This window comes from Fructobacillus parabroussonetiae, from assembly GCF_018437265.1.
Classification (GTDB): Bacteria; Bacillota; Bacilli; order Lactobacillales; family Lactobacillaceae; genus Fructobacillus; species Fructobacillus parabroussonetiae.
On sequence record NZ_JAAMFL010000004.1, the window covers coordinates 34,560 to 61,087 of the forward strand.

General features: G+C 42.7%; 28 protein-coding genes. 8 read left to right on the top strand and 20 right to left on the bottom strand.

Translation table 11 applies throughout. The annotated features are described in order from the left end of the window. Positions 1-46: 46 nt before the first annotated feature. Positions 47-697 (top strand): cyclic di-AMP binding protein CbpA, encoded by a 651-nt coding sequence (gene cbpA / locus G6R30_RS02430; RefSeq protein ID WP_213821126.1) that lies wholly within the window; start codon positions 47-49, stop codon positions 695-697. 73 nt (positions 698-770) lie between these two features. Here the strand turns inward: cbpA and G6R30_RS02435 are convergent, their stop codons facing one another. Beyond that, entirely contained in the window at positions 771-1,994 is a 1,224-nt protein-coding gene (locus G6R30_RS02435) for a NupC/NupG family nucleoside CNT transporter (RefSeq protein ID WP_213821128.1), read from the bottom strand. 259 nt (positions 1,995-2,253) lie between these two features. On the opposite strand from G6R30_RS02435, the gene G6R30_RS02440 reads away from it, so the two are divergent. The 3 genes from G6R30_RS02440 to rpiA are packed head-to-tail and all read left to right on the top strand — an operon-like array spanning position 2,254 to position 3,884. After that, positions 2,254-2,967: a PfkB family carbohydrate kinase gene (locus G6R30_RS02440; protein WP_338018322.1), complete on the top strand. Its 714-nt coding sequence runs from the start codon at positions 2,254-2,256 to the stop codon at positions 2,965-2,967. Beyond that, positions 2,910-3,185 (top strand): PfkB family carbohydrate kinase, encoded by a 276-nt coding sequence (locus tag G6R30_RS06300; protein ID WP_338018324.1) that lies wholly within the window; start codon positions 2,910-2,912, stop codon positions 3,183-3,185. Before G6R30_RS02440 ends, G6R30_RS06300 begins: the two co-directional genes overlap by 58 nt. Before the next feature lie 9 nt (positions 3,186-3,194). Next, on the top strand, positions 3,195-3,884 hold the full coding sequence (rpiA, locus tag G6R30_RS02445) for a ribose-5-phosphate isomerase RpiA (RefSeq protein WP_213821130.1): 690 nt from the start codon (positions 3,195-3,197) through the stop codon (positions 3,882-3,884). Between the two features lie 241 nt (positions 3,885-4,125). On the opposite strand, the gene G6R30_RS02450 is transcribed toward rpiA, so the two are convergent. The 5 genes from G6R30_RS02450 to G6R30_RS02470 form a co-directional block, all read right to left on the bottom strand. Next, positions 4,126-4,770, bottom strand: coding sequence for a DUF421 domain-containing protein (locus G6R30_RS02450; RefSeq protein ID WP_213821132.1), 645 nt, complete (start codon positions 4,768-4,770; stop codon positions 4,126-4,128). Continuing rightward, positions 4,770-5,213, bottom strand: a complete 444-nt coding sequence (locus G6R30_RS02455; protein ID WP_213821134.1) for a DUF3290 family protein — start codon at positions 5,211-5,213, stop codon at positions 4,770-4,772. The genes G6R30_RS02450 and G6R30_RS02455 overlap by 1 nt, the downstream gene beginning before the upstream one ends. Before the next feature lie 136 nt (positions 5,214-5,349). Beyond that, positions 5,350-6,978, bottom strand: coding sequence for a chaperonin GroEL (groL, locus tag G6R30_RS02460; RefSeq protein WP_213821136.1), 1,629 nt, complete (start codon positions 6,976-6,978; stop codon positions 5,350-5,352). A 74-nt stretch (positions 6,979-7,052) separates the two neighbouring features. Beyond that, positions 7,053-7,337 (bottom strand): co-chaperone GroES, encoded by a 285-nt coding sequence (locus G6R30_RS02465; RefSeq protein ID WP_213821138.1) that lies wholly within the window; start codon positions 7,335-7,337, stop codon positions 7,053-7,055. A 124-nt stretch (positions 7,338-7,461) separates the two neighbouring features. Next, positions 7,462-8,205, bottom strand: coding sequence for a nitroreductase family protein (locus G6R30_RS02470; protein WP_213821140.1), 744 nt, complete (start codon positions 8,203-8,205; stop codon positions 7,462-7,464). Positions 8,206-8,295: 90 nt separating this feature from the next. Here G6R30_RS02470 and G6R30_RS02475 point away from each other — a divergent pair, with 90 nt between their 5' ends. After that, positions 8,296-8,859, top strand: coding sequence for an FUSC family protein (locus G6R30_RS02475; protein ID WP_213821143.1), 564 nt, complete (start codon positions 8,296-8,298; stop codon positions 8,857-8,859). Positions 8,860-8,999: 140 nt separating this feature from the next. Here the strand turns inward: G6R30_RS02475 and G6R30_RS02480 are convergent, their stop codons facing one another. Both G6R30_RS02480 and G6R30_RS02485 read right to left on the bottom strand, forming a co-directional pair. Further along, on the bottom strand, positions 9,000-9,470 hold the full coding sequence (locus tag G6R30_RS02480) for a hypothetical protein (RefSeq protein WP_213821144.1): 471 nt from the start codon (positions 9,468-9,470) through the stop codon (positions 9,000-9,002). A 137-nt stretch (positions 9,471-9,607) separates the two neighbouring features. Next, on the bottom strand, positions 9,608-9,973 hold the full coding sequence (locus G6R30_RS02485; protein ID WP_213821147.1) for a hypothetical protein: 366 nt from the start codon (positions 9,971-9,973) through the stop codon (positions 9,608-9,610). 141 nt (positions 9,974-10,114) lie between these two features. Here G6R30_RS02485 and G6R30_RS02490 point away from each other — a divergent pair, with 141 nt between their 5' ends. Further along, on the top strand, positions 10,115-11,044 hold the full coding sequence (locus tag G6R30_RS02490; protein ID WP_213821149.1) for a site-specific integrase: 930 nt from the start codon (positions 10,115-10,117) through the stop codon (positions 11,042-11,044). A 73-nt stretch (positions 11,045-11,117) separates the two neighbouring features. Here G6R30_RS02490 and G6R30_RS06195 read toward each other — a convergent pair whose 3' ends face one another. From G6R30_RS06195 to G6R30_RS02530, 8 genes are all read right to left on the bottom strand, one after another. Beyond that, positions 11,118-11,546: a hypothetical protein gene (locus G6R30_RS06195; RefSeq protein WP_238476773.1), complete on the bottom strand. Its 429-nt coding sequence runs from the start codon at positions 11,544-11,546 to the stop codon at positions 11,118-11,120. Positions 11,547-11,561: 15 nt separating this feature from the next. Then, entirely contained in the window at positions 11,562-12,044 is a 483-nt protein-coding gene (locus G6R30_RS02500; RefSeq protein WP_213821151.1) for a Panacea domain-containing protein, read from the bottom strand. A gap of 150 nt (positions 12,045-12,194) precedes the next feature. After that, positions 12,195-12,713, bottom strand: coding sequence for a restriction endonuclease subunit S (locus G6R30_RS02505; protein WP_338018323.1), 519 nt, complete (start codon positions 12,711-12,713; stop codon positions 12,195-12,197). 115 nt (positions 12,714-12,828) lie between these two features. Next, positions 12,829-13,347, bottom strand: a complete 519-nt coding sequence (locus G6R30_RS02510; RefSeq protein WP_213821153.1) for a restriction endonuclease subunit S — start codon at positions 13,345-13,347, stop codon at positions 12,829-12,831. 120 nt (positions 13,348-13,467) lie between these two features. Then, a complete protein-coding gene (locus G6R30_RS02515) occupies positions 13,468-13,830 on the bottom strand; it encodes a restriction endonuclease subunit S (protein WP_238476775.1) in 363 nt (120 codons plus the stop codon). A 320-nt stretch (positions 13,831-14,150) separates the two neighbouring features. After that, a complete protein-coding gene (locus tag G6R30_RS02520; RefSeq protein ID WP_213821157.1) occupies positions 14,151-15,341 on the bottom strand; it encodes a restriction endonuclease subunit S in 1,191 nt (396 codons plus the stop codon). Continuing rightward, positions 15,338-16,981: a type I restriction-modification system subunit M gene (locus G6R30_RS02525; protein WP_213821159.1), complete on the bottom strand. Its 1,644-nt coding sequence runs from the start codon at positions 16,979-16,981 to the stop codon at positions 15,338-15,340. Before G6R30_RS02525 ends, G6R30_RS02520 begins: the two co-directional genes overlap by 4 nt. 21 nt (positions 16,982-17,002) lie before the next feature. Next, positions 17,003-20,122 carry a type I restriction endonuclease subunit R gene (locus G6R30_RS02530; protein ID WP_238476776.1) on the bottom strand — a complete coding sequence of 1,040 codons (3,120 nt, stop codon included), beginning with the start codon at positions 20,120-20,122 and terminating at the stop codon, positions 17,003-17,005. Positions 20,123-20,602: 480 nt separating this feature from the next. On the opposite strand from G6R30_RS02530, the gene G6R30_RS02535 reads away from it, so the two are divergent. Continuing rightward, positions 20,603-21,298: a hypothetical protein gene (locus G6R30_RS02535; RefSeq protein ID WP_213821160.1), complete on the top strand. Its 696-nt coding sequence runs from the start codon at positions 20,603-20,605 to the stop codon at positions 21,296-21,298. 490 nt (positions 21,299-21,788) lie between these two features. Here the strand turns inward: G6R30_RS02535 and G6R30_RS02540 are convergent, their stop codons facing one another. The 4 genes from G6R30_RS02540 to G6R30_RS02555 form a co-directional block, all read right to left on the bottom strand. Beyond that, positions 21,789-22,283: a hypothetical protein gene (locus tag G6R30_RS02540; protein WP_213821162.1), complete on the bottom strand. Its 495-nt coding sequence runs from the start codon at positions 22,281-22,283 to the stop codon at positions 21,789-21,791. A gap of 347 nt (positions 22,284-22,630) precedes the next feature. After that, on the bottom strand, positions 22,631-23,953 hold the full coding sequence (locus G6R30_RS02545; RefSeq protein WP_213821164.1) for a hypothetical protein: 1,323 nt from the start codon (positions 23,951-23,953) through the stop codon (positions 22,631-22,633). Next, entirely contained in the window at positions 23,937-24,290 is a 354-nt protein-coding gene (locus G6R30_RS02550; protein WP_213821166.1) for a hypothetical protein, read from the bottom strand. Before G6R30_RS02550 ends, G6R30_RS02545 begins: the two co-directional genes overlap by 17 nt. Before the next feature lie 63 nt (positions 24,291-24,353). Beyond that, complete coding sequence (locus G6R30_RS02555) at positions 24,354-25,229, bottom strand: hypothetical protein (RefSeq protein ID WP_213821169.1); 876 nt, start codon at positions 25,227-25,229, stop codon at positions 24,354-24,356. Between the two features lie 182 nt (positions 25,230-25,411). Between G6R30_RS02555 and G6R30_RS02560 the strand changes: the two genes are divergently transcribed. Further along, positions 25,412-26,452 carry a DUF6287 domain-containing protein gene (locus G6R30_RS02560; protein ID WP_213821171.1) on the top strand — a complete coding sequence of 347 codons (1,041 nt, stop codon included), beginning with the start codon at positions 25,412-25,414 and terminating at the stop codon, positions 26,450-26,452. Positions 26,453-26,528 lie beyond the last annotated feature (76 nt).

The window sequence follows — 26,528 nt, forward strand, 5'->3', positions numbered from 1 at the left end:
TATGCTAGGATATAGGAAAGAGCGCCATTTTAAAAGAGGTTTTTTCATGTTTCCAAAGTCAATGATTATCAAAAAGCAAGATCTGCTGACCATCACCGAAGACACGACCATCGGACAAGTCTACGAGCTCTTCGAAGAATCCAAGGAAGGCAAGCACCTGCGCACCATCCCCATTCTTGATGCGACCGGCCACCTCTTCCGTGGCAACATCTACCGCCAGCACGTCTACGAATACGTGGCGGCCAAGGGTGATCTCAGTCAAAAAGCAACGGCGATCATGCGCAACTCCACGAAGTTCATCTCGACCAAGGCCGACTTTTACGAATTATTCTTCGCCATTCGTGACCTGCCCTACATCGCCGTCGTCGACGATGGCCACCACTTCGTTGGGATTTTGACCCACTCGGCACTGATGGATTTGCTTTCCAAATCATGGTCGCTGGCCAAGGGTGGCGTTGCCATCGCCGTTAAGGATCGCGAACGCCGCGGCGACCTGCAACGCATGGCCCGCATTATTACACGGTACACCAACATCGAATCCGTGTTGTCCCTCCAGGTACAAAACCAAGGGCCATTGGCCGTGCTCTTCACCCTTCCGCTGACCGTCGATTCACCCGTTCTCCGAAAAATCATTACTAAGTTGGAACGCAAGCGTTTCTTCGTGGTCGCCCAAGAAGACCTCTCCCAATTCATGTAAAAAGTCGTCCTCACGGACGGCTTTTTTTGTGTCATTTTATTCTGTCCAAAACGCCATTGATGACGGCGCGACGCTACCAGACAAAAAGCCCGGCCATGGCCGAAGACAACAAGGAAACAAGAATCCCCGCTAAGAGCATTTCCGGCACACGAGCCGCGATGTAATCGTTTGTCTCCTGATTAACTAGGCCCTTGAAGCAGGCGACAATCATGCCGATCGTGCCAAAGTTTGCAAAGGAGGTCAAAAAGACCGCCAGTACAATCCGCGCGTGGGCGTTTTGAAAGAGTCCGCTACCCGCCATCATCGTCTTGGAAACCTCGCCCATGACAACGAATTCATTGGTCACCAACTTCGTTCCCATGTACTGGGCCAGTTGGAAGGCATCGCTCACAGAAAAGCCGAGGAGCCAGGCAAAGGGAAACATCAGCACGCCAAAGATGTTTTCCAGCGTCAAAAAGGACCAACCCGTAAGCCCCAAAATCTGATTGATCAATTCCCCCAAGGAAACAAAGGCAATGACCGTGGCGGCAATAATCAGCACTAACTTTCCCGCCCCTAAAATCGAGCCACCCAAAAAGGAGAAGAAGGGTTCCCGTTGGCCGGCTTCGCCCTCAACTTGGACAATCACGTCGTCTTTTGCTGGCACGTGAACGGGGTTGAGCAAGGCGGAAACCGCAATCGAGCCCAGAATGTTCAAGGGAATCGCCGTTAACACGTACTGACCAGGCACCATTTGGGTATAGGAACCAATGATGGCCGCCGACACGCAGGACATGGCCATCATCGCCAAGGTCAGGTTTCGTTGCGGCGAAATTCTTTGCAGCTGGGCCTTTGAAACGGCCAAGACCTCGGTGTTCCCCAAAAACATCATTTCAATGGAAAAGAAGGCCTCGAACTTTGGTTGCCCAGTAATCTTCGACAGGCTCTTGCCCACCCATTTAATGACCCAGGGTAAAAAGCGTAGGTAGGCCAAAATATCAAAGAGGGGCACCACCAGTAACATGGGCAAGAGCGCGGCAGTCACAAAGTTTGGTCCCCCGTTATTTGAGGTCAGCCATTCTGGAAAGGCGAAGGCAATCCCCTTCGAAGCAGCCGAAACCAGCCAACTAAAGGCCTGGGCTGACAAGAGGACCGCTGCCCGTCCGGCGGAAAACTGGGTGAATAGCCAGGCCAGCAAGAGTTCCAAGGCCAAGACTGTGCTCACCGACCGCCACTGAATTTGCCGGCGATTGTTGGACAATCCATAGGCAATCAGGACAAAGGCCCCGATGCCAATAATGTTCACGACGACTAACATTCTTTACCACCCTCTTCTTTCTTCCATTGCAAAGTCAACCGGCACCATTGGCAGCCAACCCGGGTCCCCCCTCCTTTTCTTTTCCAAGAAAAGGCAGGGCAACACTTACTACCTGTAGTCAAGCAAAACGGGACCGGGTTTGCTAGTTCTTCTGGCAGATTTTGTTATTTAGGACAAAAAAGTACCCTCTTTTGCCACAGCCCTTCTATTTCCCAGCAGTTGCTCCTTAAACTAAAAGAAAACCCAGGAGGAGCTAACAGTGAAAAACATTGTGGTGATTGGTAGTTTGAACGTGGACGTGTTGATGCAAATCGACCGGTTACCCGTCGAGGGGGAAACGTTAATCATCCAAAACAAATCCAGCAATTTTGGTGGCAAGGGGGCCAACCAGGCCGTGGCAGCGGCTAGGCAGGGTGCCGCCGTTTCCTTCATCGGGGCCATCGGTTCCGACCCGGAAGGGGGCAGCTTCCGGGCCCTACTGGAACACGAAGGCATCAACACCCGCTTTCTCTCCGTCAAAGATGGGCCAACGGGTAAGGCCTATATCATGCTGGAAGAAGACGGCCACAACACCATTCTGGTTCACGGTGGCGCCAACGCCGCCCTCAACGTACAAGACGTTGAAGAGGCCCGGGGCCTAATCGAGGTGGCCGACGTGGTCATCGCGCAGTTGGAAGTGCCCCGCCCAGTCATTCAACGGGGCTTTGAAATTGCAAAGGCAACTGGTGGCATGACCATTCTCAACCCGGCGCCAGTCACCGAGCGAATCGAGTCCGCCATTCTCGAAAACACGGATCTGCTCGTGCCAAACGAAACCGAAGCCGCCGCTTTGTTAAACCTTCCCCCAACAACCGACTACCACACACTAAAAGACCGCCTGCCACTCTACCGCGAACAGCTGGGCATCCACTCGTCATTACCCTTGGCGAGGACGGCGCCTTCTTTGCAGTCAACGACCGGGTCGGCCCGGTGACAAACTTTGCGGTCGAAGTATGCGACACCACGGCGGCCGGTGACACCTTCATCGGGACCATTGCCACGACGGTCGAGCCCGACTTTGCCAACATGGAACGAACCTTACAAAAGGCCAGCGCGGCTTCGGCCATCGTCGTTTCAAGGCCCGGCGCCATTCCAGCGATTCCAACACAGGAAGAAATCGCCCGCAAGCTTGCGCCCATGGCGATGAACTAAGGAGGCCCAATGAACCAAAACGAACAAAAGCAACACGCTGCCCAAGTAGCCCTTGCCCGCATTCAAGACCACATGACGGTCGGTCTGGGAACCGGTTCCACCGCCGCTTACTTTATCAAAGCGCTGTCCAAGCGCGTTCACGAAGAAGACTGGCAGCTGACAACCGTTGCCACCTCCAAAGAGTCCGCCGAACTCGCCCGTTCTCTCGGCCTGCGGGTCCAAGACATTGACGACGTGGCGGCCATTGACGTCACCGTCGACGGCGCCGACGAGGTCGACCCGAATCTCGACGGGATTAAGGGTGGCGGTGCGGCCCTGCTCTTTGAAAAAGTCGTGGCCCTGCGCTCCAAGAAAAACATCTGGCTAGTCGACGAGTCCAAGCTCAGCCCACGACTGGGTAGCTTTCTCTTGCCAATCGAAGTCATCGAGTTCGGAGCCCAGCAGGTTTACCGCACCCTGGTGCACATGAACTTGCATCCCCGCTTCCGCATGAAAAACGAAGAAGAACGGCGTTACACCGACTCCGGCCACCAGATTATCGACGTCGATTTGTCACAGCAAAACGATTTACCCGCCCTGGCCCGCCAGCTCAAAGCCATTACTGGGGTGGTTGAGCACGGCCTCTTCCTAGGAATTTGCGACGAGGTCATCATCGGCAGTCAGCCCATCAAAACGCTGACGCGACCAAGAGAAGCGTAGGAGGAATTGCCAAAGAAGTGACCGCTGGCAGAAAAGCTCGCAGCAGCAAAGCCGTGGCAAACGACAAATTCCAAGCAGCCAAAGAAGCAATCAGAAAAAGTCTTCCAACGAAGGCTTTTTTCTAATGCCAGCTCGTTCGCCCACTTCCTTCAGGTCAAACCCGTCCCACTTTCCTCAAAACAAAAAAAGACGCCTTTCAAAGCCACTGGCTTCAAAAGCGTCCATCTATTCTAAAATTCACTTATTTCTTCGTGCCATCGTATGGCGTTAAGCGAACGTCGCCAGAGATGTATTCGCCGACGAAAATATCCCCGATGCCGTCGTAGCCTTGGGCCACGACCTGCTCTCGAAGCCAATCCTCATCTTTTTCAATGGCATCCAAGACATCGTCATTAGACTGACCATCGTAGATGATTGGATACTTGGGTGATTCATCGCCATACTCAATGACCGTCAACTGGCCGTTTTGCTCCAAGACGGCACGCTTGACTTTGGAAATGTCATAAACTTCTTGTTCACGAAGCTTAAACATCAAATCAGCGGCCGACTGTCCTGCCTGCATGACGGCGTGGACCTTGATTTTCCCGCGATCGATTAAAATCGTGGGCTTCCCATCGAGCAGCACCTTGGCAAAGCGGTTGTGCTCCTTGGCAAACTTAAGCACTAAGACCAGCAAAGTCCAGATGATCATGACCATCATGAACTGGAAGACCGTGATGGCCTCGGAATAAATCGTTCCACCAATAATACCACCAAGTACATAGTTTTGGACCTGGTCTAAGGCGTTGGTTGGCGCTAGGTTTCCCTTACCAAAGATGTTGATCTGAATGATGATGACAACCAGACCAATTCCTAGCTTTAAAAAGATTGGCATGTAAACTGACATTATTGGGCCACCTCCGCTTTGGCATTAATCAAGTACACCTGGGTCCGGCTGTAGGACTTTTGATCCTTGGACAAGGCGATTTGGTAGAACTTGCTGCCTTCTTTAGCAATCATGCCGTCTTGCATGGTCGTCGAGTTAAAGGCCAGGTCGGATGCCTTGACCTTCTGGTCCTTTTCATAGGACTTGGCAAAGGCCGCCATCTCGTTTTGCTGCAGGTTTTGCGTCTGCGTGTTTTGCAGGTTGGTGTAGGTCAACCCGGCAAAGAAGAGAAAGGCCAAAAAGGCGATGATTGTCAGGTCCCGGTAGCGCATGTTAAAGCGGTGCCGGAGCGAGGCGACGAGACCGACGCCAACGGCAATAAAGGTGATGATCAACAGGGCGATGTAGACCTTGTTGGTCAGGTTGTTTTGGTTCACAAGGTAGTTTAGGGAATAAAATGTCATGAGACCCTCCATGTCATGTATTGTAGCACAAGAAATGGGCTGGCAGAAGGATTTCCAGCGGCTTTCCATTAAAAAAAGCGAGCATTCGCTCGCTTGTCTGACCGCCATTTTAACGATGACAGAGCCCTGATTTTTTTTACATCATACCCGGCATGCCAGCTTGGTTGGCCATTGCCGAAGCAGCAGGGTCTTCAGTTTTTGGCGCTTCAGCAACCACCGCTTCCGTTGTCAACAGAAGGGCTGAAACAGAGGCCGCGTTTTGCAAGGCCGAACGGGTCACCTTGGTTGGATCCACGATGCCGGCTTGGACCATGTCGACCCAGCGGTCGTTTTTGGCATCGTAGCCCGTTCCTTCCGCCTGCTCTTTGAGCTTGTTGACGATGACGGAGCCTTCCAAACCAGCGTTTTCGGCGATTTGGCGAACCGGTGCTTCCAAGGCTGCAACAATGGTCTTCACACCAGTGGCGACATCCCCTTCGGCTTCCACGGCAGCGGCAGCGTCCATGGCGTTGACCAAAGCCGTACCACCGCCAGCAACGAAGCCTTCCTCAACGGCGGCACGGGTAGCGTTCAACGCATCTTCGATGCGGTACTTGCGCTCCTTCAACTCGGTTTCCGTTGCCGCCCCGACGTTAATCACGGCCACACCACCAGCCATCTTGGCCAGGCGTTCTTGCAACTTCTCCTTATCAAAGGTCGACGTCGTTTCCTCAATTTGCTTCTTGATGTTTTCGACCCGGTTGGCAACGGCTGCCTTGTCCCCAGCGCCTTCGACAATCGTCGTGGCATCCTTGGAGATGTTGACCTTGTTTGCCGAACCGAGTTGATCGATGGTCACATCCTTCAGGTTCAAGCCCAGGTCGTCCGTAATCACTGTACCACCAGTCAAGACGGCGATGTCTTCCAACATGGCCTTGCGCCGGTCACCAAAGCCAGGGGCCTTGACGGCCACGACGTTAAAGGTTCCGCGCATCTTGTTCAAAACCAGGGTTGGCAGAGCTTCACCGGTAATGTCATCGGCAATGATGACCATGGAGCGGCCCTGTTCGACAACAGCCTGCAAAACCGGCAGGATGTCTTGGATGTTACCAATCTTCTTATCGGTAATCAGGATGTAGGGGTTGTCCAGGTTGGCCTCCATCTTTTCGTTATCGGTCACCATGTACTGGGACATGTAGCCGCGGTCAAAGGACATTCCTTCGACAACTTTCAAAGTCGTTTCGATTCCCTTAGATTCTTCGATCGTGATGACACCGTCGTTGCCGACTTTGTCCATGGCATCGGCAATGAGCTTGCCGACCTCTTCGTTCGCCGCTGAAATCGAGGCGATTTGGGCGATTTCGTCCTTGGTCGAAACCGTGTGCGACATGTCGTGCAACTTCTGCACGGCAGCGGCGGTTGCCTTTTCAATTCCAGTCCGGATACCAACGGGATTGGCACCGGCCGTCACGTTCTTCAAGCCTTCGCCGACGATGGCTTGGGCCAAAACCGTGGCCGTGGTCGTACCGTCACCAGCGATGTCATTGGTCTTCGAGGCCACTTCAGCGACCAACTTGGCCCCCATGTTTTCAAAGTGGTCTTCGAGTTCGATGGCCTTGGCGATGGTGACCCCATCGTTTGTGATCGTGGGCGAACCGTAAGATTCTTCCAAGACGACGTTGCGCCCCTTTGGCCCGATGGTCGTCTTGACCGTGTTTGCTAACTTGTCGACGCCGACCTTCATCTTACTGCGGGCGTCTTCAGAGAATTTGAGCTCTTTTGCCATGATAAAATCTCCTTTTTGCTTTCTTTTAATGGAAAAAGTCCTTCGGCCATGCAGCCGAACAGTCGCTTCCTTGCTTAATCCAAGATGCCGATGACGTCTTTTTCACGCAAGGCCAGGTAGTTTTGCCCATCGACTTCGATCGCCTGACCGGCGAACTTGTCGAAAAGGATTTGGTCGCCTTCTTTGACCGTCATCGAAATCGTTTGTCCGGCTTCGCTGACACGACCGGGACCGGCCGCAACCACCTTGCCCGATACCGGTTGTTCTTCCTGGGCCTGGGCAATGACAATGCCACCAACCTGTTGTTCCCCTGCTTCTTTTACGGCTACAATCAGCCGGTCTTCCAATGGTTTCAACATCACAATGACCTCCAAGATTTTTTAGCACTCTTTGTATAAGACTGCTAATTACTATCTCTAGTATACCCCAGCAGGCATTAAATGCCAATTAAAAAAGACCGTCCGGAGGCGATCTCGTCATTTCTTATTTCAAGTTCAAGCCCTTATCCATTGGGTACTTAGACAGGCGTGGATCGGCTGGAATCATATTGAACAACTTGGCGTTGTGCTTGGTCCAGTTCGTGTCCATGCCACGTTCCTTGTAGTAGTCAGCCATGGTCTTGTCGTAATCCTTAACGGCAGATTCGACTTTGCCTTCGTCATAGCGATCTTGCATGACGGAACCAGACAATGGCAACTTAGGCTTAACCCCTGGCGTCTGGTCAGGATAGCCGACTGAGAAGCCCATGATTGGCTTGACGTACTTTGGCAGGTCCAGTTCCTTCTCATACAATTCGAAGGCGCCCATGACTCCGGCCATCGTGACTGTTCCCAAACCAAGTGATTCGGCTGCGACCTGTGCACGTCCCAAGGTAATGGCCGTGGAAACAATTCCACCTTCTAAGAACTGGTAGTGTTGGATGCGGTCTTCAATGATGGCCTTGTTTTCATCTGACTGGCCGATCAAATCACGGTTCCAATCAACACAGGCCACGTAGAAACGGGGTGCTGAGGCAATGTAGCCCATGTGGACCGTGTCGGTGATCTTCTGCTTCAAGTCCTGGTCTGTAATCTCAATAAAGGTAACGGGTTGGTAGTTTTGCATGTTTGGTCCGGCAAAGGCCGCTTTAAAAATCGTGTCCATCGTTTCATCTGACACGGGCTTTTCTTGAAAGGCACGAATCGATGCGTGCGCCTGCAATTGCTTTAAGACTTCGTTATTCTCCATGACAACCTCCTGTAATCGGTGTATACTTTTATACTTGTGTGGCTCTAGGGCCATCTTACACTTTTCAAAAAATAATTTCTAGGAGCACCCATGAATTTCTTCCATGTCCACATTGGCTTACGGACATTTAAAACCGGCCTGGCCGTCATGCTCGTGATGATGGCTTACCACTTTATCGACCGTCCCGCTTTCGTTCCCGCCCTGGCGGCTGTCTTTGCCCTGCGGGAGAGCTGGGATAACACCCTCTCCTTTGCCAAAGTCCGACTGGTTTCCAACGCAGTCGGTGGTGGCTTAGCCATCATCTTCTACCTCTTTCGCGAATACACCCACAACGCGGACTGGATCACGATCATCCTCGTGCCCGTTCTGGTCATGGTCGGCATCATCATTCACAACAAGCTCGACCAAAGCATCGGCATCGTTGGCGGTATGGCCGCTTTCCTCATGATCGCCCTAACCATCCCCCTCGACGCCACCATCGACTACGTCTTCTTGCGGGTCATGGATGTCTTCGTCGGTGTCCTCTTCGCCATTGCCATCAACCGCTTCGCCATGCCTGACGAACTAAAAAAGGTCGAATCCGAAGTGGCCAAGGTCGAACAAGAGGCCAAAAAAGTGATCCAAAAAATCGAACACAAACCAAGCGAAAAATAAACAAAAGCCTTCCAGACGGAAGGCTTTTTATTATCTAAGCTGATTATAAGAAATTCTTTTCCCGAGCTCTCAACAAAATTTTAGCAATTTCATGTGTACAAAAATGATGAAATTTCGTATTAAAACAAATTAATCAAAAATCACTTTCTTGTATCACGACCACTATATTCCGAACGATACGCAAGTAAACGCTGCTCCGATTTTTTTATTCCATGACGAGTAAAAAAATATATCGGTACATATAAAGCACATAATACTATTGCAGAAACTTTAAATATGCTTAATCCCTTTATCTGGGACACAAAGAAAAGTATTGAAAAATACGCAGGTAAATATACGGTTATATAAGAACGTGACGAATCGATTTCATTCGTTAATTCTAAAATAAGATATTCCAAATATTCATCATCATAATATTTGGCCTCTTCTTTTAATTTTATATAGTCATTAAATCTTTTCACATCTTTCTGATCGAAATGAAAGAAAAAACCAATACCTGACACAATTCTATCCCACGTAGATTGTCGATCATTCCTTTTCTTTATACGAGAAGGATTTTCTATTTCTTCTATAGCCTTCTTAACTACGTTTCTAACATTGAATCGATCCATCTCATTCTTCACGACTTGTTGCCCTCACTTCATTTTATCTACACCGGATACAACTTATTATTCCTTCAGAGAATCAAGTTATTTTTAGCAATTTCATATATAAAAATGCTGAAATTTCGTAGTAAAAAAATCTCTCACTATTTTTTATCAGCCTCTCTCTTTTCATCTAGCGCGTCTTTATAAGTCGCTAATTCTGCATAAATTTTTGGCCGAACTGAAATTAAAAGCATTAATTCGATTCCAATAAAAATCATCCCCAGTATCATAATAAAAGATAAAACAGCAGATGCAGGAACGTACCCCTTCAAAAAAAGGCCTACAATTGCCGAAAGAATTGGCACAACAATCGACACGGTTGAATCGCAAAGTTTCAAATTATTTTCAGTATTTATTATCCCCGCTTTGATCGCATCAACTGTTTTTTCTTGTACGTAATAATTCTTTTTATTCGTGTATTCTTCGTCAGACAAGCCGCTAGTCATAAAATCCCAAATTCGTGTCATAAATCTTCACCTTTTATATTCCAATTTTTCATAAACCTAATTGTTACAAACGATTACTCTATTATATATAAAAACAAAGAAGAAAAAGCAGTCTTTCCCGGCTGCTTTTTCACTAACTAGATTAACTTGAAAGGACACTACATGACCAAGGCGAACCAAAACGAGCTCTTCCATCGCTACTACAAACGCTGGATTAGTATGTATAAAGAAGGTGCCATTCGTAAAGTCACGATGAATAAATACCTAATGACCCATCAATGGGTAATCAAGCTAGCGCCCTCTTTAAAAGTCAGCGAAATGACTCGAATCAATTATCAGCAACTATTAAACGACTATGCAGAGGGGCACGAACGACAAACGGTTATGGACTTCCATCATCAATTAAAAGGGGCGATTTTAGATGCTGTCGACGATGGTTTAATCGAACGTGATCCAACACGCAAAGCGATTATCAAAGGACGAACACCACGTACGAAAAAGCCAAAGTATCTCAATCAATTCGAACTACACACCATGCTAACGCAACTTGATCTTGGTTCAGAGGTCAATTGGGACTGGTTTATCCTTCTCATTGCCAAAACCGGCATGCGCTTTTCCGAAGCACTCGCATTAACTCCAAACGATTTCGACTTTGCGCATCAAATGCTAACCATCAACAAAACCTGGAATTATAAAGAAAGCGGCGGCTTTTTACCCACTAAAAACCAGTCTTCCGTTCGTAAAATCCAAATCGATTGGCAAACCGTCATCCAGTTTTCTGAATTACTCAAAAACCTTCCCGAAGACGAACCAATTTTTGTGCAAGAAAAAGAAAAGGTTTATAACTCAACAATCAACAACCTACTCTTTCGTCACTGTAAAGATGCCGAAGTCCCAACCATCTCCATTCACGGTCTTCGACATACACATGCCTCTCTCCTTCTCTTTGCCGGTGTTTCGATCGCCAGTGTAGCTCGGCGACTTGGTCATGCCTCCATGACCACCACACAGAAAACCTATCTTCACATTATCCAAGAATTAGAAAACCAAGACGTCGATTTAGTTATGCGTTCATTATCAGGTTTAAGCTAAGAATGGATCATAAAAGGCGTTCAGCTATGCAAGCTGAACGCCTTTTTCAAAGTAACAAGAAAACCATGGCTCATTAATGATCATACAAATCAAACTTTGTATCCACCGCCAGAACATAAAACAAATTACCGTTTAACTTGCCAATCAATCGTCCCTTTTTACTAATACGGACGACACAGAATTTATCATCACATTCCTTTTCACGTTCTGTTTGAATAAATTCCTCAGGTGTAATGACGTGTTTTAGTCGTTCAATGAATTCAACACCCTGTTCTTTTGGTCGATTCAAGATAATGGTAATGTGTTCATTCGACAACTTTTCGACTGCATGAAAAAGCGCTTTGTAAACATCTTTCTCCAATTTTGAGAGACTATATTTTTTATGCTTTGTGAGAAATGAAAAATTAAACACCATACATTCATTGTGCATATTCCTTTGATTCACACTCAACTTGGTCGGAAAAGCAGAATCACTTTCACGTAAATCAATCTTTTTCGGCATCGTATCTACCTGAACTTAAGCAAGAACGTTCATTTTAAAGTAATCCTGAATCAACCGAGGACTAATGATTGAACTTTGTGCTGTTTCTTTCCAGGGTGTTTCCTGATGGGTCATATTCATTAAATCAATGGCGCTTCGATCACCATACTTCGCCATAACCGCGCATAAGACAGAAACGGCCTCTTCATCACTTGCTACCAATTGAAAATCATCTAAATCCGCATTACTAAGCGTTTCTATTCCATCAGAAGGAACAATTTCTTTTTGTCCCTTGTACTTAGCATGAACACTTTCAACCGCTGGACCGTACTTCCAACAAACAATATCGTCCGAAAAAAGTTTCCGGTCATAGGCAGCCAGCATGACGCCCTGTGCATAGTAAAGTAACTTCATCACCTTCATCTGCGATAACGGCTCCACCATTTCTTTATGCTGCATATCAGCATAATTCGTGGCACGGAACCAATTTGTAATTTGTAAAGCGCTAAATTCAACCATGGATTGGACACTCCTTCCTGTTCAATCTTTAAATCAAATTATTCTTCTGAATTCAATATACTACATATTTTAAAACCAGTCATCAACAAAGCCCTAACTCGCATTAACGCCAAAAATTAATTCTAAAATATGAGGATACAAGAATTTTCATTACTGATGAAGAGTAATAAGCTTATCGACTTTACTGGTCAACTCACCAATACTTTTTTGTTCTTCGTATCCAGGAATTTTAACCTGAAAGTCCGATAGGGCTTTTTTGGTTATTGTTTTAATAATTCCGCCAGGGGCCTTTCTGCTTTCAATATTAAATTTATTTTGAATCACGTACGCCCAGAAGTGGTCATCAGTTTTCCTAAGATAGTTCTCAAAAATCAAAAGGGTTCTGTCTACGTAGGAATCGTACGGCGTGACGGCAACACGTCCAATACTACCTTGAAGCGTGACAACAACGGTACCTTTGGGAACAAACACACTTTTTGGTTGAGCTACTTTGCTAATTTTCTGCTTTGTTTCAGGAACTAACGATAAATCTTTATTTACATCAACAACTTGAATAAACGGCATAGCCCCTTTCCCGCCATACCATTCTGGATTACCGTATGGCTGTGGGAACGATCCGCGCCGAAAGAAAGCGTATTCCCCTAACCTACGCTGTTCCCAAGGACTCACGTGAGAAGCTATTTTGTAAAACAAAATAAATAATAAAGTTTAGTATACAATGCGTCTTGAAGAATTTACTTATCTTTCTAAACTCAATGTATAATAGTTACTTTGTATTTTCTATTTACTGATGAAGAGTGATGAGCTTATCAACTTTTTTTATTAACTGTCCCACTTGCTGCTGTTCAACAGAATTTGCAGGAACATTGATCTGTTGTAGCATCAATTCTGTTTTAGTAACCCCTTTAATTGAAGTTCCTTGTGCTGCATTACCTAACTTGTTCATCAATTTGAATAATAAATATACAGCAAAATCAGGCTTAACTTGCAAGTTACTTAGAGAAATAAAATCCTGGCTAGTGGAATACTCATTTCCTATAAACGCTAATTTACCAACTCCTACACGGGTAACAAGCGCGATAGAATTTTTAGGCACTAGCTTTGCTGCCGATTTTTGAAGTCCTTCATTCGTGATCCATTTTCGATAATTAACATCATACAAATTATTTTCTTGTAAGTCTGATGATTGAATCCAAGGAAGACTACCACCCCAGTATTTTGTAACTCCGGTTTTTGGTGTTCCTCCTCCAGAATAAATAGATGCTAATTCTGAAAGCTTACGCTGTTCCCAATAATTTTTCATTAAACATCATCCTTTTATACATTAATCTGTATTTAGTTTGGAAATATGTCCGTCGAAAAATCGTAACTATTATTTTAAAACATAACTGAATATGCAATGCTTATATCTCTAAACAAAATGTCATGTACGCCGATGAAGAGTAAGAAGTAATTCAATTTCGATTAATAATTCACCAATCTTTTTTTGTTCTACATATTTTGGAACAACTACATTCTGTTTTAAAAAATCTTTTGCTACAAGATTACTCATCATTGTAGCTTTTGTTGTAGACCTCATTAATTTCCGCCCCATAATAGGTTCATAATTAATAAAGTATTTCCAGTAAGAACTATCAAAAGAAATCCTTGGTCTAAACACATCAAAAACATGGGATACTATACCCTCTCCGATAGTATTTTCAACAAATCTTCCATAAGCAAAATTTTTACTTTTATTACCTTCAAACGCTATGTCCCCCTGTCTGAAAACATTATATGTTTTCATATAATCCATAGTAGATTTATTTACATGTGAATCTTTAAAGTACATATTGGCGACAGAAATAATTTTACTTGAATCAAATTATCCGTCATTTTTTTCTATCACTTTACTGTATATTTCGCCAAACTTACGCTGTTCCCAACCAAAATAAAAAACTGATAGTATTTTATACTATCAGTTCACATTTATCTTATTGTTTTGATGAAGCTATTCTACTTATAACTATTCGTATAAAGCAGTAGAAATGTTTAAATAGAATTATACTTATCAGGAATAAAAATATTTTTTCTAAATATTAAAGCAAACGATGGTATCTTCTCTTCCTAAACAAACAAATTTTGCAAAAGAGATTTTTTAACTGATTCAAGTTTTTCCAACTTTCGTTGATGAAGAGTGATGAGGCTACCTAGACTTAACAAAATAGTTTCAATTTGCTTTTGCTCTTGGGTACCAGTAATAGAATAGATAATTTTTGAAAGTGATTTTGAATTAATATGACGTATTGTAGTTCCAGTTACAAACGGAATAATCTTATTTGGTACTGCATTAATCTGATAAGATAAAAAACCTGCCTCAGTGTCCTTATTCAATTCAGCAATAAGAACATCTCCACCAATTTTCACACTATTATCAGTTAAATACGATGTTCTAGCAAGCCCTACAGAGGTTACATCAGACATTGGGAATAACAACGAATTACTTTTTAAGTCATATCCCTCTTCACTAGTCGTCCAATGAATCACATCACGCTCTACGGGTTTAAATTTATACAAATCAGCATAATGCAATGCTTTGGATCCAACCCCTTCACTATTCAGCTTATCTTTCGATAGTTCAAATCCTTTTGACCAAGTAGTCAGTTCACCTAACTTACGCTGTTCCCAATCATCAGTAAATCCACTGAATCTCAATTCAGGAACCGACTCTCCATTTTGGGGGAACATTTTTTGGAGAAGTAGTTTTTTGAGTTTCTCGAGACCTTCCAACTTACGTTGATGAAGAGTAAGAACGTTATCAACTTTGTCTAACAACGAGCCAATTTCTTTTTGTTCTTGATATTCGGGCAACTTAAATTCTAATTTCATCATCACATCAGAATTTAACTTAGCCCTTCCACCTCCAACAAGAAACGGCTCTATATTTATGGTTTTAAATGAATTCGACAGGAATCCATTATCGGCTGCATCCATCTTTCCGGCTACAACGTGGGCATGGTTATTCACCCAAACCTTACCGTTAACCCTACGAACAGGATAGTTAGACAGGTCGCTTGCCCCATCTTCTGCGATTAATAAAAAGTCACCGTCGTGTGTATATCCGTCGACATAATCTTGGATTCCGTTAGCCCCGTAATACGGAATATCCCCATTAACACGTTTACCGGCTGTTATGGGTTCTCTCAAATTATCAAAACGATCTGCGAATGTACTCAACTTACGCTGTTCCCAATCGTCCGTGAAGCCTTTGAAACGGATGTTGGGGACCATTTTTTTATCGTTTTTTAGGCCTGTCATTTCAACACCTGCTTTATCAGATCGAGCGTTTTCTGGCTTTCGGGGTTAGTAGCCACAAGGTCGTCCATTTGTTCATTAATTTGCTTCGTTAAATCGGCGATTTCAGAATCGATTTCGGTCATGTCTTTGAGAAGGGCTTCAGCATCGACTGGTTCTTCTTCTTCAAACGTGTCAACGTAGCGGGGAATGTTTAAGTTGAAATCATTTTCTTTGATTTCGTCCATCTCGGCAACGTGCGCATATTTTTCGACATCTTCGCGCTTTTCATAGGTTTCGATAATTTTATCGACATCTTTATCACGCAAAATGTTCTGTTTCTTGCCTTTTTCATAATCGTTCGAGGCATCAATAAAGAAGATATTCTTATTCGTCCGGTTCTTCTTGAAAACCAAAACGACCGTTGGAATTCCGGTTGAGAAGAAAATCCCTTCTGGTAAACCAATGACAGCGTCCAGGTAGTTCTTTTCAATGATAGCCTGACGAATCATTCCTTCAGCGGCACCACGGAAAAGAACACCGTGAGGCAAAACAATGGCCATCGTTCCTTCACGGTCCAAGTGGTAAAGGCCGTGCAAAACAAAGGCATAATCAGCCTTTGATTTCGGTGCCAACTTACCAAAGTCCTTGAAGCGTGGATCCTTCATCTTGTTATCGTTGTTATCCCACTTGGCAGAGTATGGTGGGTTGGCAACGACAGCATCGAAAGTGACAGGAGACAAAACACCGTTACTCTCACGTGATGGCCAATCATCTTCCAAAGTGTCAGCATTACGCAAATCCATATTTTGATAATCAACACCGTGCATCATCAAGTTCATACGAGCCAAGTTATAAGTGGTTGTGTTCAACTCCTGACCTTCAAAGGCGACGCGTCCCTTGTCATGACCATTCTTTAACTGGTCTTGCACTGTAAGCAAAAGGGAACCAGACCCCATGGCCGGATCATAGACCGTAAATTGTCCGTCTTCCTTGGCATCCAAAGCAACCAACTTAGCCAAGATTTTTGACACTTGGTGGGGCGTATAGAATTCTCCAGCCTTTTTACCAGAATTACCGGCAAATTCGGCGATCAAATATTCGTAAACATCTCCTAAAATGTCATGCCCGTTTTCATCTTCATAATCAAAAGTATCAACGGATTCCACAACGGCACCCAATGACTTGGCACGAGCAGCGGTCGAGTTACCAAGACGGGAATTTCCCAAGTTAACGTCAGCAAAGATTTCACTAAAATCTTCCTGAGCAGACTGGTTAAGCTGAGCGTTTTTGTTAAACTCATCGAACATGTCTTGGTAGTCAGACGGCTTAATATCTCCGGAGTGTACCTTGTCGACAATCGTCTTCCAAGTAAACTCAGGCTCGATGGCATAACCTAAACTACGGGCGATGTCTTCAATGTATTCTTCACGGTCGTCACCTTGAGCTTCACGACGATAAGCATCGTTGACACTTTCGCCTTCTTTAACATCCAAGAGCTCTTCTCGAACCATATAGTCTTCTTGGTGTTCTGAAAGGTACCGATAGAACATGAATCCCAAAATATAGTTTCGGAATTCGGACGCATCAAGGTTTCCCCGCAAGTCATTGGCCATGGACCACAATTGGCTGGTAATTGACTGTGCCGTTTTCTGTTCAGACATACTGTCTCCTTCAATCTTTTCTTAGTATTCTTCGACAAAGGCATCCGCAAACTTTGTAAAGGCTTCACTGAAAGCATTGCGGTACTTAATTTTCTTCAAGTTTTTTACTTCAGGATCATTGGCTAGTTCTTTATAATTTGCCTGACCATTTTGGCGCAATTCATCCAACTGTCCCATCGTATTCAAATCATCTGAACCCTTTTGATGTTCGTCCAAGACTTTTTGAATTTCAGCAACTTTTGCGTCCAGTCCCCACTGGTTAATGAACTGACGGATAGTTCCTCGTTTGGAAACATTTTCTGAATCCTTCAATAGGCCTTCAACATCATCAGCCTTCACTGGATAATCCCCAGCTTTCATCTCTCCCGAACGGAGTCCAGATGCTGTTCGCTGAACTTGCTTAGCGTACTTTTGATCATCCAACTGCTTCGTTTGCTTTTGAATATCTTCATATGTTTTAGTGGCCTTTTCGTGTTCATTGTCGTGAACTTGATTAGCCAAGTCGGCAAGTAAATCTTTCAGATAATCATAGTTCACTTTAACATCTGAAATGTGAGTCATTTCAAGGTCAAGCTCACTAATTTCAACACCTTCTCGTTTGGCAACTTTTTCTTTGATTTGTGTCGTCAATGAACCAGTTAACGTGCGTTCCTGCTCTTCGTTCAGGCCAATCTTTTCAAGAAGGGCTTCAGGTTCATCGTAGTTATATTCTGGGTATTGCTTTAATTGGTTAACCAAGCGATTATAGCGACGTAAGTCCTTCATCATTTCTTCTTGATCATTTTCAGAATTTGGCGTGTCGATAAAGTCTTGAGTGAAGGCACGAAGATTGTTGACTACTTCGGATGCATCTTCGATGACTTCCTTGAATGGTTTAGCCAGGATGGGGCCGTTTCCGTCTCCTTCATCTTTATCTCCCGAATTATCAATATCAGCTGAATTCTTGTTCGAATACAGTTCCAAAGCTTGATTCATAATTTGCTTTGACAATTCTGGCCAACGGTAGTTGATAATCAAACCATATGGTTTTGTCGTGTTGTTTTCGATACGGTTTGTACGTGAATATGCCTGAATTAAACCAGCGCCCGCAAGGGTACGATCAACGTAAAGCGTGTTCATTTTTGGTGCATCGAAACCAGTTAAGAAACGGTTAACAACAATAACCAAATCCAGGACTTTGCCATCACCAGACGAACGGTTTAAGTGGGCTGCAACATCTGCCGTATATTCATCCTCGTTTTCTTCCGAGAACTTACCCCCAAACATTTCAGAATAATCAGACACCGCTTCACGCCATGCCTCATTATTCTCATTCATGTTGTCGTCGTTACTCTTATTTAACGAGAAGGTAATCGCGATATTCAGCTTTCGCTTTAGCTTTGGATTATCCTCTGTGTTTTGTCTCTTAAATTCACGATAGTACTTCATTGCCAGTGGAACGGATGGCTTGTTTCCTGAAGCGTGAGTCGTAAAGAGGGCGTTGTACTTATAGTCAGCCGAACGGTTTTGCCAGTGTTCCAAAATTTCAGAAACAACTTCTTCAACGTGCTTATCGTTGTTATCATAAATATTTGGTTCAACAGCCTGATCGATATCGGCAGCTGTCATCGTATTAATCTTTTGCTGAATCTTAGTGTCATCCCAATCTGGATGTTGCCCCGCATAATACTGTGGCAGATACTCTTCCTTCACCGTTTTTTCAGGCAAAGTAGTTCGGAATTCGACATTAAAACCAAGCACGTTGTGATCAGCGATGGCCTCACGAATCGTATAGGAATGAAGTAATCCACCAAAGATATCTTGAGTACTTGGATTCTTTTCGAACATCGGCGTTCCAGTATATCCAATCCAAGCAGCATTCTTAAAGAATTTACGTGCTTTTTCAAAACCTTCTCCACCAGTTGAGCGGTGTGCTTCGTCAACCACGAAAAGAATATTTTTATCGAATTTGTCTCGCTCAGCTGCATACTTATCAGCTAAACGATTCATCTTTTGGTTCGATGTGACGATAATCCCTTTTACATCTTTTGATTGAAGTTTTTTCTTCAAATCAGACACGTTAGCCGTATCTGAAACCACTGACGTTTTACTATCTGATGTAGCGTCTGGATCAAAAGCTGTGTACTGTGAAGTGGTTTGATCCGTTAAGGCGACACGATCAACCATGAAAACGACTTTTTCAACATTCGGCTTACGTGATGCTAACCAAGCTGCTTTAAAAGAAGAAATCGTCTTTCCTGACCCCGTCGTATGCCAGACATAACCAAGCTTTGGATCATCGATGCCAAAGTGATGACGTTCGACTTTATCAAGGACACGCTTCGTTGCGTATACTTGGTACGAACGCATGACCTTGAGCATTTCACGGCCCTTCGTCCCATCCAAAACCATAAAGTTTGTCGCCATTTGATGCGCCATTGGGATTGATAGAAATTCGTTTGTAAACTCCTTCCAATCGTTAACACGGGTATTATCTTTCTCTCGCTGCCAACGGAAGGCAAAAGCCTTGTTAAACTTGTCAGCCGTTGCAGCCGCCATGTACTGAATGTCAGATGGCGTCATGGCAATCAGAATCTGAATCATTGAAAAAATATCTGAGTACTGCCCTTCTTGGGTGTACTTTTCCATCTGATTCAAGGCTTCAGAAGAAGGATGAGAGTTCGTCTTTTCTTCAATCTGAATGATTGGCAATCCGTTAATAAGCAAGGTTGTATCAAAACGTCGATTTTCGCGGCCGGCTTGTACTTTGGGACGCTGAATCTGGTTCACGACTTGATAAACCGTATTTCCTGCCCCGATTTGTGAAGAATCAAAGACGTCCAAAAAGACGTGTGTGCCATCATCTAAATCAACTTCAATTTGGGAAGTACCGTTTGATCCATACAGAAATTGTCCTGCTTCATACGGTGTTTGGATATTTGTAATAACTGTTTGAACTTGCTTGAATTCTTGATCTGAAAGTGGCTTATCCAACTTCGGATTATTGCGTTCTAAAATTTGCTTAAAGTTCGCCCATAACTGTTCGTTTGTCTTAATATCTGAACGATATTCCCATTGCTTAGTTCCACCTAGTTGTTGAAGAAAAGCAATGAGTTCATCTTCAAATTCCAATTCACGTTGTTGATCGGCTATGGCATTCATTCCCTAAAATACTCCCTTTTACTTCTCTAAATTAATAGATATTCTCCTATTAATTGTATCGAAAATCGGTCTCTCTTGTTGGACCGAATCATAAAGGATATTATACGCTTTTTGTGAATTTAGTTCGATTGATAATTGCAGGTAATCCAGGGTGATTGAGTGCTGGTTTTGCCCGGATTTCTTCCATCATTTCTACCACTACACAATCTTGAATGTGATTCTCGGATTCACTTTCGAGAGTCCTAAGCAAGTGGAAGTCCCACGGAGGTATTTTAAAAAATAATAGGTATCGGAGCCTTAATATTTTTTTATAAATTCCAAAGATCACTTCACCAATCAGTAATAGATAAAACACCTGGATAAGTTGAACATATTTGACAAGAATGGCCGATGGTAATCAGCTAGCAGGAAATTATATAAAGAAAACAATTCCAAATATTAAGTTAAAATAGGATAGTAAGGACTAAATGGAGAATAAAAATGAATCCTGAACAATATTTCTTTAATTTTCACCTAGGAAGAGAACTATCTCTTTGCGGCGAACTCTTGTATAACGGATTTGAAGCGATGGAGAATGATGAGCCTCTTTATCCCAAAAACAGTAAAGAGGTTTCCTATTTAGACAATTCTGCAGCCTTTATTTTTTTAATTAATCACAGCGTTGCTTTTGAACGAATGGGTAAAATTATTAGTTTATTTCTTCTAAAGGAACAGTATCCCAACAAAATAAACGGTCTACTAAAAGACTATTATCTAAGCATTGATGAAGAATATGACAAAATGACGGAGTATTCCTCCTTCGAAAAAGAAGAGGATGAAGTCTTGCATTCACATAGCAACATCAAGATAAACAAGTTGATAAATACCATTAAACAAGGATCTTTAGAATTAAACGGATCCGAAAAATACGTTTTACAAATTTTTGATAATTTTTATTCAAAATATCGGTATGGTCATTTCAATCCACAAGATATAAATTTCCAAAAAGAAGCAGAAATAGTAAACAGCCTTTTAAACTATGCCTTAAAACATAAGTTTATGCAGGGTTTGCCTGACTCATTATCAGATAAAGAAAAAGCGCTATATTCTATCGGAGTTGTTATACAAAATTTAACTAAAAAGTATTTCAAAAAAATTGATTGCTTTATCAAGAAACATGAAACTCTATACTACTGAGACTAAATGCGATAGTAAATCCCAATCCACCTTATTAAATTACGAAAAATCAACACACTCCATTTTTGTAAAAAAACAAATTACCCGAAATGAATTAATGTTCTATACTTCAAGAAGTTCAAATAATCATTGCGCATATGATCCGCTAGACTTAGATTTATCTGAAAATATGAAAAGTCAATTTATGAAACTAGGAATGTCCAAAGATATGGAAGACATGGTTATGGATCTATTGGAAGAATGGGTAATGGACAACAAGCTCCCCACAGAAAGTAAAATGGAAACATCGTACAATCGAGAACTTGAAATTGAGAAAGTTATGGAGTGTTATTTCTAGAAAGACCCTACTCAGTTTAAATATTCCCAGGGTTAATCCGTGCCTATTGGTTTAGGCCCCTAGTCGGCGTTTTCATGGGATCGTGGTAGATTAACCTTCCGTATTTAGCCAAAGAAAAAAGACAGCTTGCGCTGTCTTTTTTACTTGGTTTGATTATCCTACTCCAGTTGCAAGGTGTTCTAGGGATCCATGAATCGAATAGGCCATTCTACGAAGGGCGTTTTCAATCGTGCCTTCCTTGGTTAAGATGATGGCATTTCCTTCATAGGTGAACTTTCCGGTCTTTTTATCAAGCCAAGCATATCCATCGATGATTTGCTGACCATAGCTGATTTCATATTTCAAAATGTCATCGTCATCTTGAAGACGAGTCATTGAGATAAAGTAGAAAGAGCCCATTTTTCGTAATGGCTGTCCAATTGAAAAGTGCTTGTCGAGCGACACCCCGTGTTGCAGCATTTTTTGTCGGACAGCTTTTTCGATTTTATCAGGAAAGAGGTTAGTATACTCTTCTTCCACAAAGCCAGAATAGTGGTATTCACCAGTTTCTTTGAAAACAGTTACGAGTGCTGTTTCGCCATTATAAAAAGTGACTTTATAAACTCTTTTAAGAGCATTGTCTAATAGTTCGTCAAAGATAGCTTGCATAAAAATTTCCTATCGTATGGTGCTTAGTGACATCCATTTTGTTTCAATTCACAACATCATCCCCTCTTCATATTCTTCTTTGAAGGGTTTGTTCATGAAAAAAATGAGGTGGTAGAATAGGCGCATGCGGCGAGCGGTGATGCAGCCTCCTTTAGTTGATTTAAGCCAATCAAAGACGCTGTTTAGTATTGGAAAATCTTGGTGAAACTTTTGCTGATAGCGTTCTTGTGCGCGCTCGTACCAGATGTCGGCGCCGGGGCCAAGGTAGTGTAGCAGGCTTCAAACCTCATTGATTCGATCAATAAATAGAAAACACGCAGCTCTCTTTTTTGAACAAACATCATCTTTTAGAAATCATCCATAATAATCGTTATGTCATCACTGTTTATTTCAGGAGTAGGTAGAGATGAAAAGTCGGTCTTTTTATATTTTTTATTATAGTAAAATACCGAAACTACATATTGATGATACAAGTTTCGCAAGCTTTTCATCTCTCCTTTTCCATCAAAAAAACTAATGTCCAATTCAGGCTCATCATTATTCAAGCCCTTCAACAATTTCATTGCCCAAAGGGCATTAGAGGCATCACCATGTCGTTGTCCTTCATCAGGTAGATTGCTTAAGTCTTCTATAACTTCAGGTCTCAAATATAAATTTAATTTTTCTTGTTCATAAAAAAGGCTCCGACCAATTCGTGAAGCCAACGTTTTTAATGAAGGCTTCAAGACCCTATTGATTCTTTCAATCGAATCGTTTTCATCATTCAATGATATTGGTCGACTAAAATCCATTTCTTGAAGTTGTTTTTTATACAACCAAACCGCATTTTTAAGATATTCGACAATTTCGACTTTGTTTTGTTCTTTAGCATACTTGATGATTTCGTAAACATCTTTTAAGGACCAGGAGTAGGACGAAAGAATTTCAGGATAACGTTTTATGGTCTCATCCTTCAAAATCTCAAAATCCTTCTCATTCAACTCAGTCGACAATTTTATTTCCCTGTTGATATACTCCTGCTCTTTATTTCTTATTTTTTCTAATAGACCATCATTTACCATTTTCATTTTGTCATCAACGATTCTGGCAACTTCAAAAATTTCACTATCTAAGTTCACAGGTAGATTGTTAAACGATTTAATAGTTAATTCATCACCTTCCAATTTGATATATTTGAGTAAAAAATCAGTCTTTTCATAATTCGTTCGAATAAGATGTGAGTTGTTGGGTTCCTTTAAATCCACAATTTCTTCAAGCCAAACTGTTCCATCCAGTCCATACTTTTTATGTTTATCTGTCCCAATTGGATGCGCAATAGTCAAACTTCGAAAAGCTAAAAATCGGTTTGTTATTTCCCAAGTCCCATCTGTATCACTCTGTTCCTTAATACTTTTAATAACCTTCAGTTTTTTTGCAACAGCTATAAATGTTTCGTACAAAGTATGCACTTTCACCACCAACTTATAAAAATCACTTGTACTAAACTTTTCCGAAGTATATTTTTGATATAAATTTACGATGTCCAGGATTGATAACTGCATATAAATGTTTGATGAAATAATTTGCGCTTTATCTTTTTTATCGAATTCTGGATTCAGCTCAAAATAGCGTGACACTATTTCGTAAAACGCCTTTGAATTAGCTTGAAATAATTCAACCTTTTGATTCATCAGTCGCCTCCTGAAATTCTTTAATTTTCGCAACCAAAACTCTGCCTAAAATATCTTTAAATTTCCATAGTTCCGGTACTAATTCAGCATCATTTTCATAAGCGCCCGGCCCTTTCCCATGCATGATAAAGTCCCTTCTACTTTTAATTGATTCATAAAACTCAGTATTTTTTCCTTTTGGTAGATTCAATATCTCATCGAGAAGGAGCATTTTTTTAGCAGCATCTTTAATTTGTTTACCATTAATATGATATTTAGCGTCTTTAAAATACGACTCAACAGCCCCAACCAGCGAAATCAGCTGTGGCTCAACAGGAATATTAAACCGCTCAGTCATTAAAATAGTAGAAGTGAATTGTTGAAAATTACTATCCTGTAAATACTTTTCTAAAACGGTTTGCTAATTATCCTTAATATCAAAGTAGTTAATTGGATATTGATTTTTCTCAGAAAAGTCTTCTTCTGAAAGCACCGACTGGCTTGCAAACCAATTTTCAGCATTATCAGAATCAGTTATCATTTCTCCGTTTTCATCTTTATCCGATTTATTGAGTAGTATTTTTTGAATACCAAGATTGTCTCCCATAACAATTTGGAAAAAATTTCGAATTGTTGTTGATAAGTCAAAAATGAATGCTCGACTTTGTCTTTCCTCGAAGAATAGTTTCACAACTAAAGATACTCTTTTATTAAGCGAATATCTTTCTGTTTTACTCCATTTCTTAGCAATGATCTTTAAAGTAAATTTTTTATTTTTGTAAATCAGATTTTTAAAATCCAATGTAGGTACATCAGATAATTCCTGTGATATTCTAAAAATCTTAAACCAGAACTTTAGGTTTGTTATATCGATTTCGGCAACATCAAATTCATTTTTTTCAGGCAATTTCTTTTGAATAGAAAAATCCAGAATTTCCCATTTTGATGTTTTTGCTCCAAATTGATTCTCACCGGCATAAAGCCCACTACCCGTACAGAGATATTTTCGAATAACAAAGTTCAACTCTCCGTTCCAGGACCTGGCATACCAAATGCCACCATTCTCATCACTATCGACAAACTTTACTTCCCCATTTTGAGATGAGCTATTTTGATCGATAGGATAATCATTGATTTCAAGGGTAGTTTTACCATTTTCACGCATGATAATTCCTGAAGCACTCTTTTCCGAACTTACCCCTTGTATTCCGTTTATTTCTTTTAAAGTGCCCGTTACTATTACTGGCAACGTAAAGCTTTCCAGCATATCAATTTGATTAAATTTTTTATCCAACATAAACTTTACCTCAGCCATTAATTAGAATTATTCAATGATTTGATTATATCAGTAGCCGACCAAATGCCATGTGCCAAATGAATGATCCATTCCCACAGTGCTATACTATTTACGACAGAAGAAGCAAGGTTGCTTACTTTTCCTGCCTGATTTGATGTTGAATTGGAGAAATGGAGAGTAAAATGCTTACGAAAGCAAGTAAGATTGCCATCGCAGCCGTTGGTGCTGTGGTGGTGATCGGTGGTGCATCATTTGGTTATGTGGCCAGTCAGTCACATGATAAGGATAAAACGACGACTGCGACGGTGACAAAGACTGCCAAGTCGTCAGCCAAGTCCGATAAGAAATCAACAGGAATGGATTTAACGGCGATCTCAAAGGGTGACTTTTCATCGGTTGAAGGAACATGGAAGAGCCTTGATGGGAAGAGTACTTTTACTTTTAACAAGAATGGTCTTGTTTCCCACGTATACAACGGTTCTGCTGCTACCAATGACCAAGAGGTTTACCTGACAAAGGAAAATGACTCAACACCTGAAGCCCGCATGATAAACGGCTACCTCAGTACCACCGTCGGACCTAAGGGTGGTCTTCCCGAAGACACCATCTCAGCCACCAACCTGGACTTCGTTCCCAAGGGGGTCAAACACGAAGGTATGACCGACACCGAAGACCATCTCTTCTCCGGTCAATCGATAGGTGACGGAAGCGTCTTTACCAAAGTCGTTGAAAGCAAAGACGAGAAGGCGGTTAACCAACTTTCCACGAAGAAAAAGCAAGCGCTCGTGCTTCTTGGCATCCCCAATCAGTTCCAAACTGACTACGGCTCTGCAGTAACCGTGAGCGACCTCTTAAACAAAAAGACCAAGGCCTACGTTGAAAATGACGCCTCCGCACAAACTAACGAAGTGGGTCACTATGTCGACACAACATTCAAGCAGATTAAGATTGTTCCGCACACGAACATGGATATTCACGACAACAAGGTGACCCTCGAGGGCGTTCCAAGCGATGTTGCCGATCACAACCGAGCTGAAAGCCACGGTGTCTACACGATCGACGGAGATACCATTACCTATCGCACACAGGGTAATCGTGTTGAAGGTGACCCCGATGAAAACCTCCGTCGAGGTCAACAAATCGGGACGAACTCCCTTTCAAAACTCTATAAGCAGTATAAGGGCACAACCAAGTTAAAGGAAATGATGGCTTTACTTGATTAAGACAAGCGATGATCAAGTGATTGATTCCAAAAATTTTAACTTATTATTAAGCAAGTTAAAAGGACGAACGACCGAT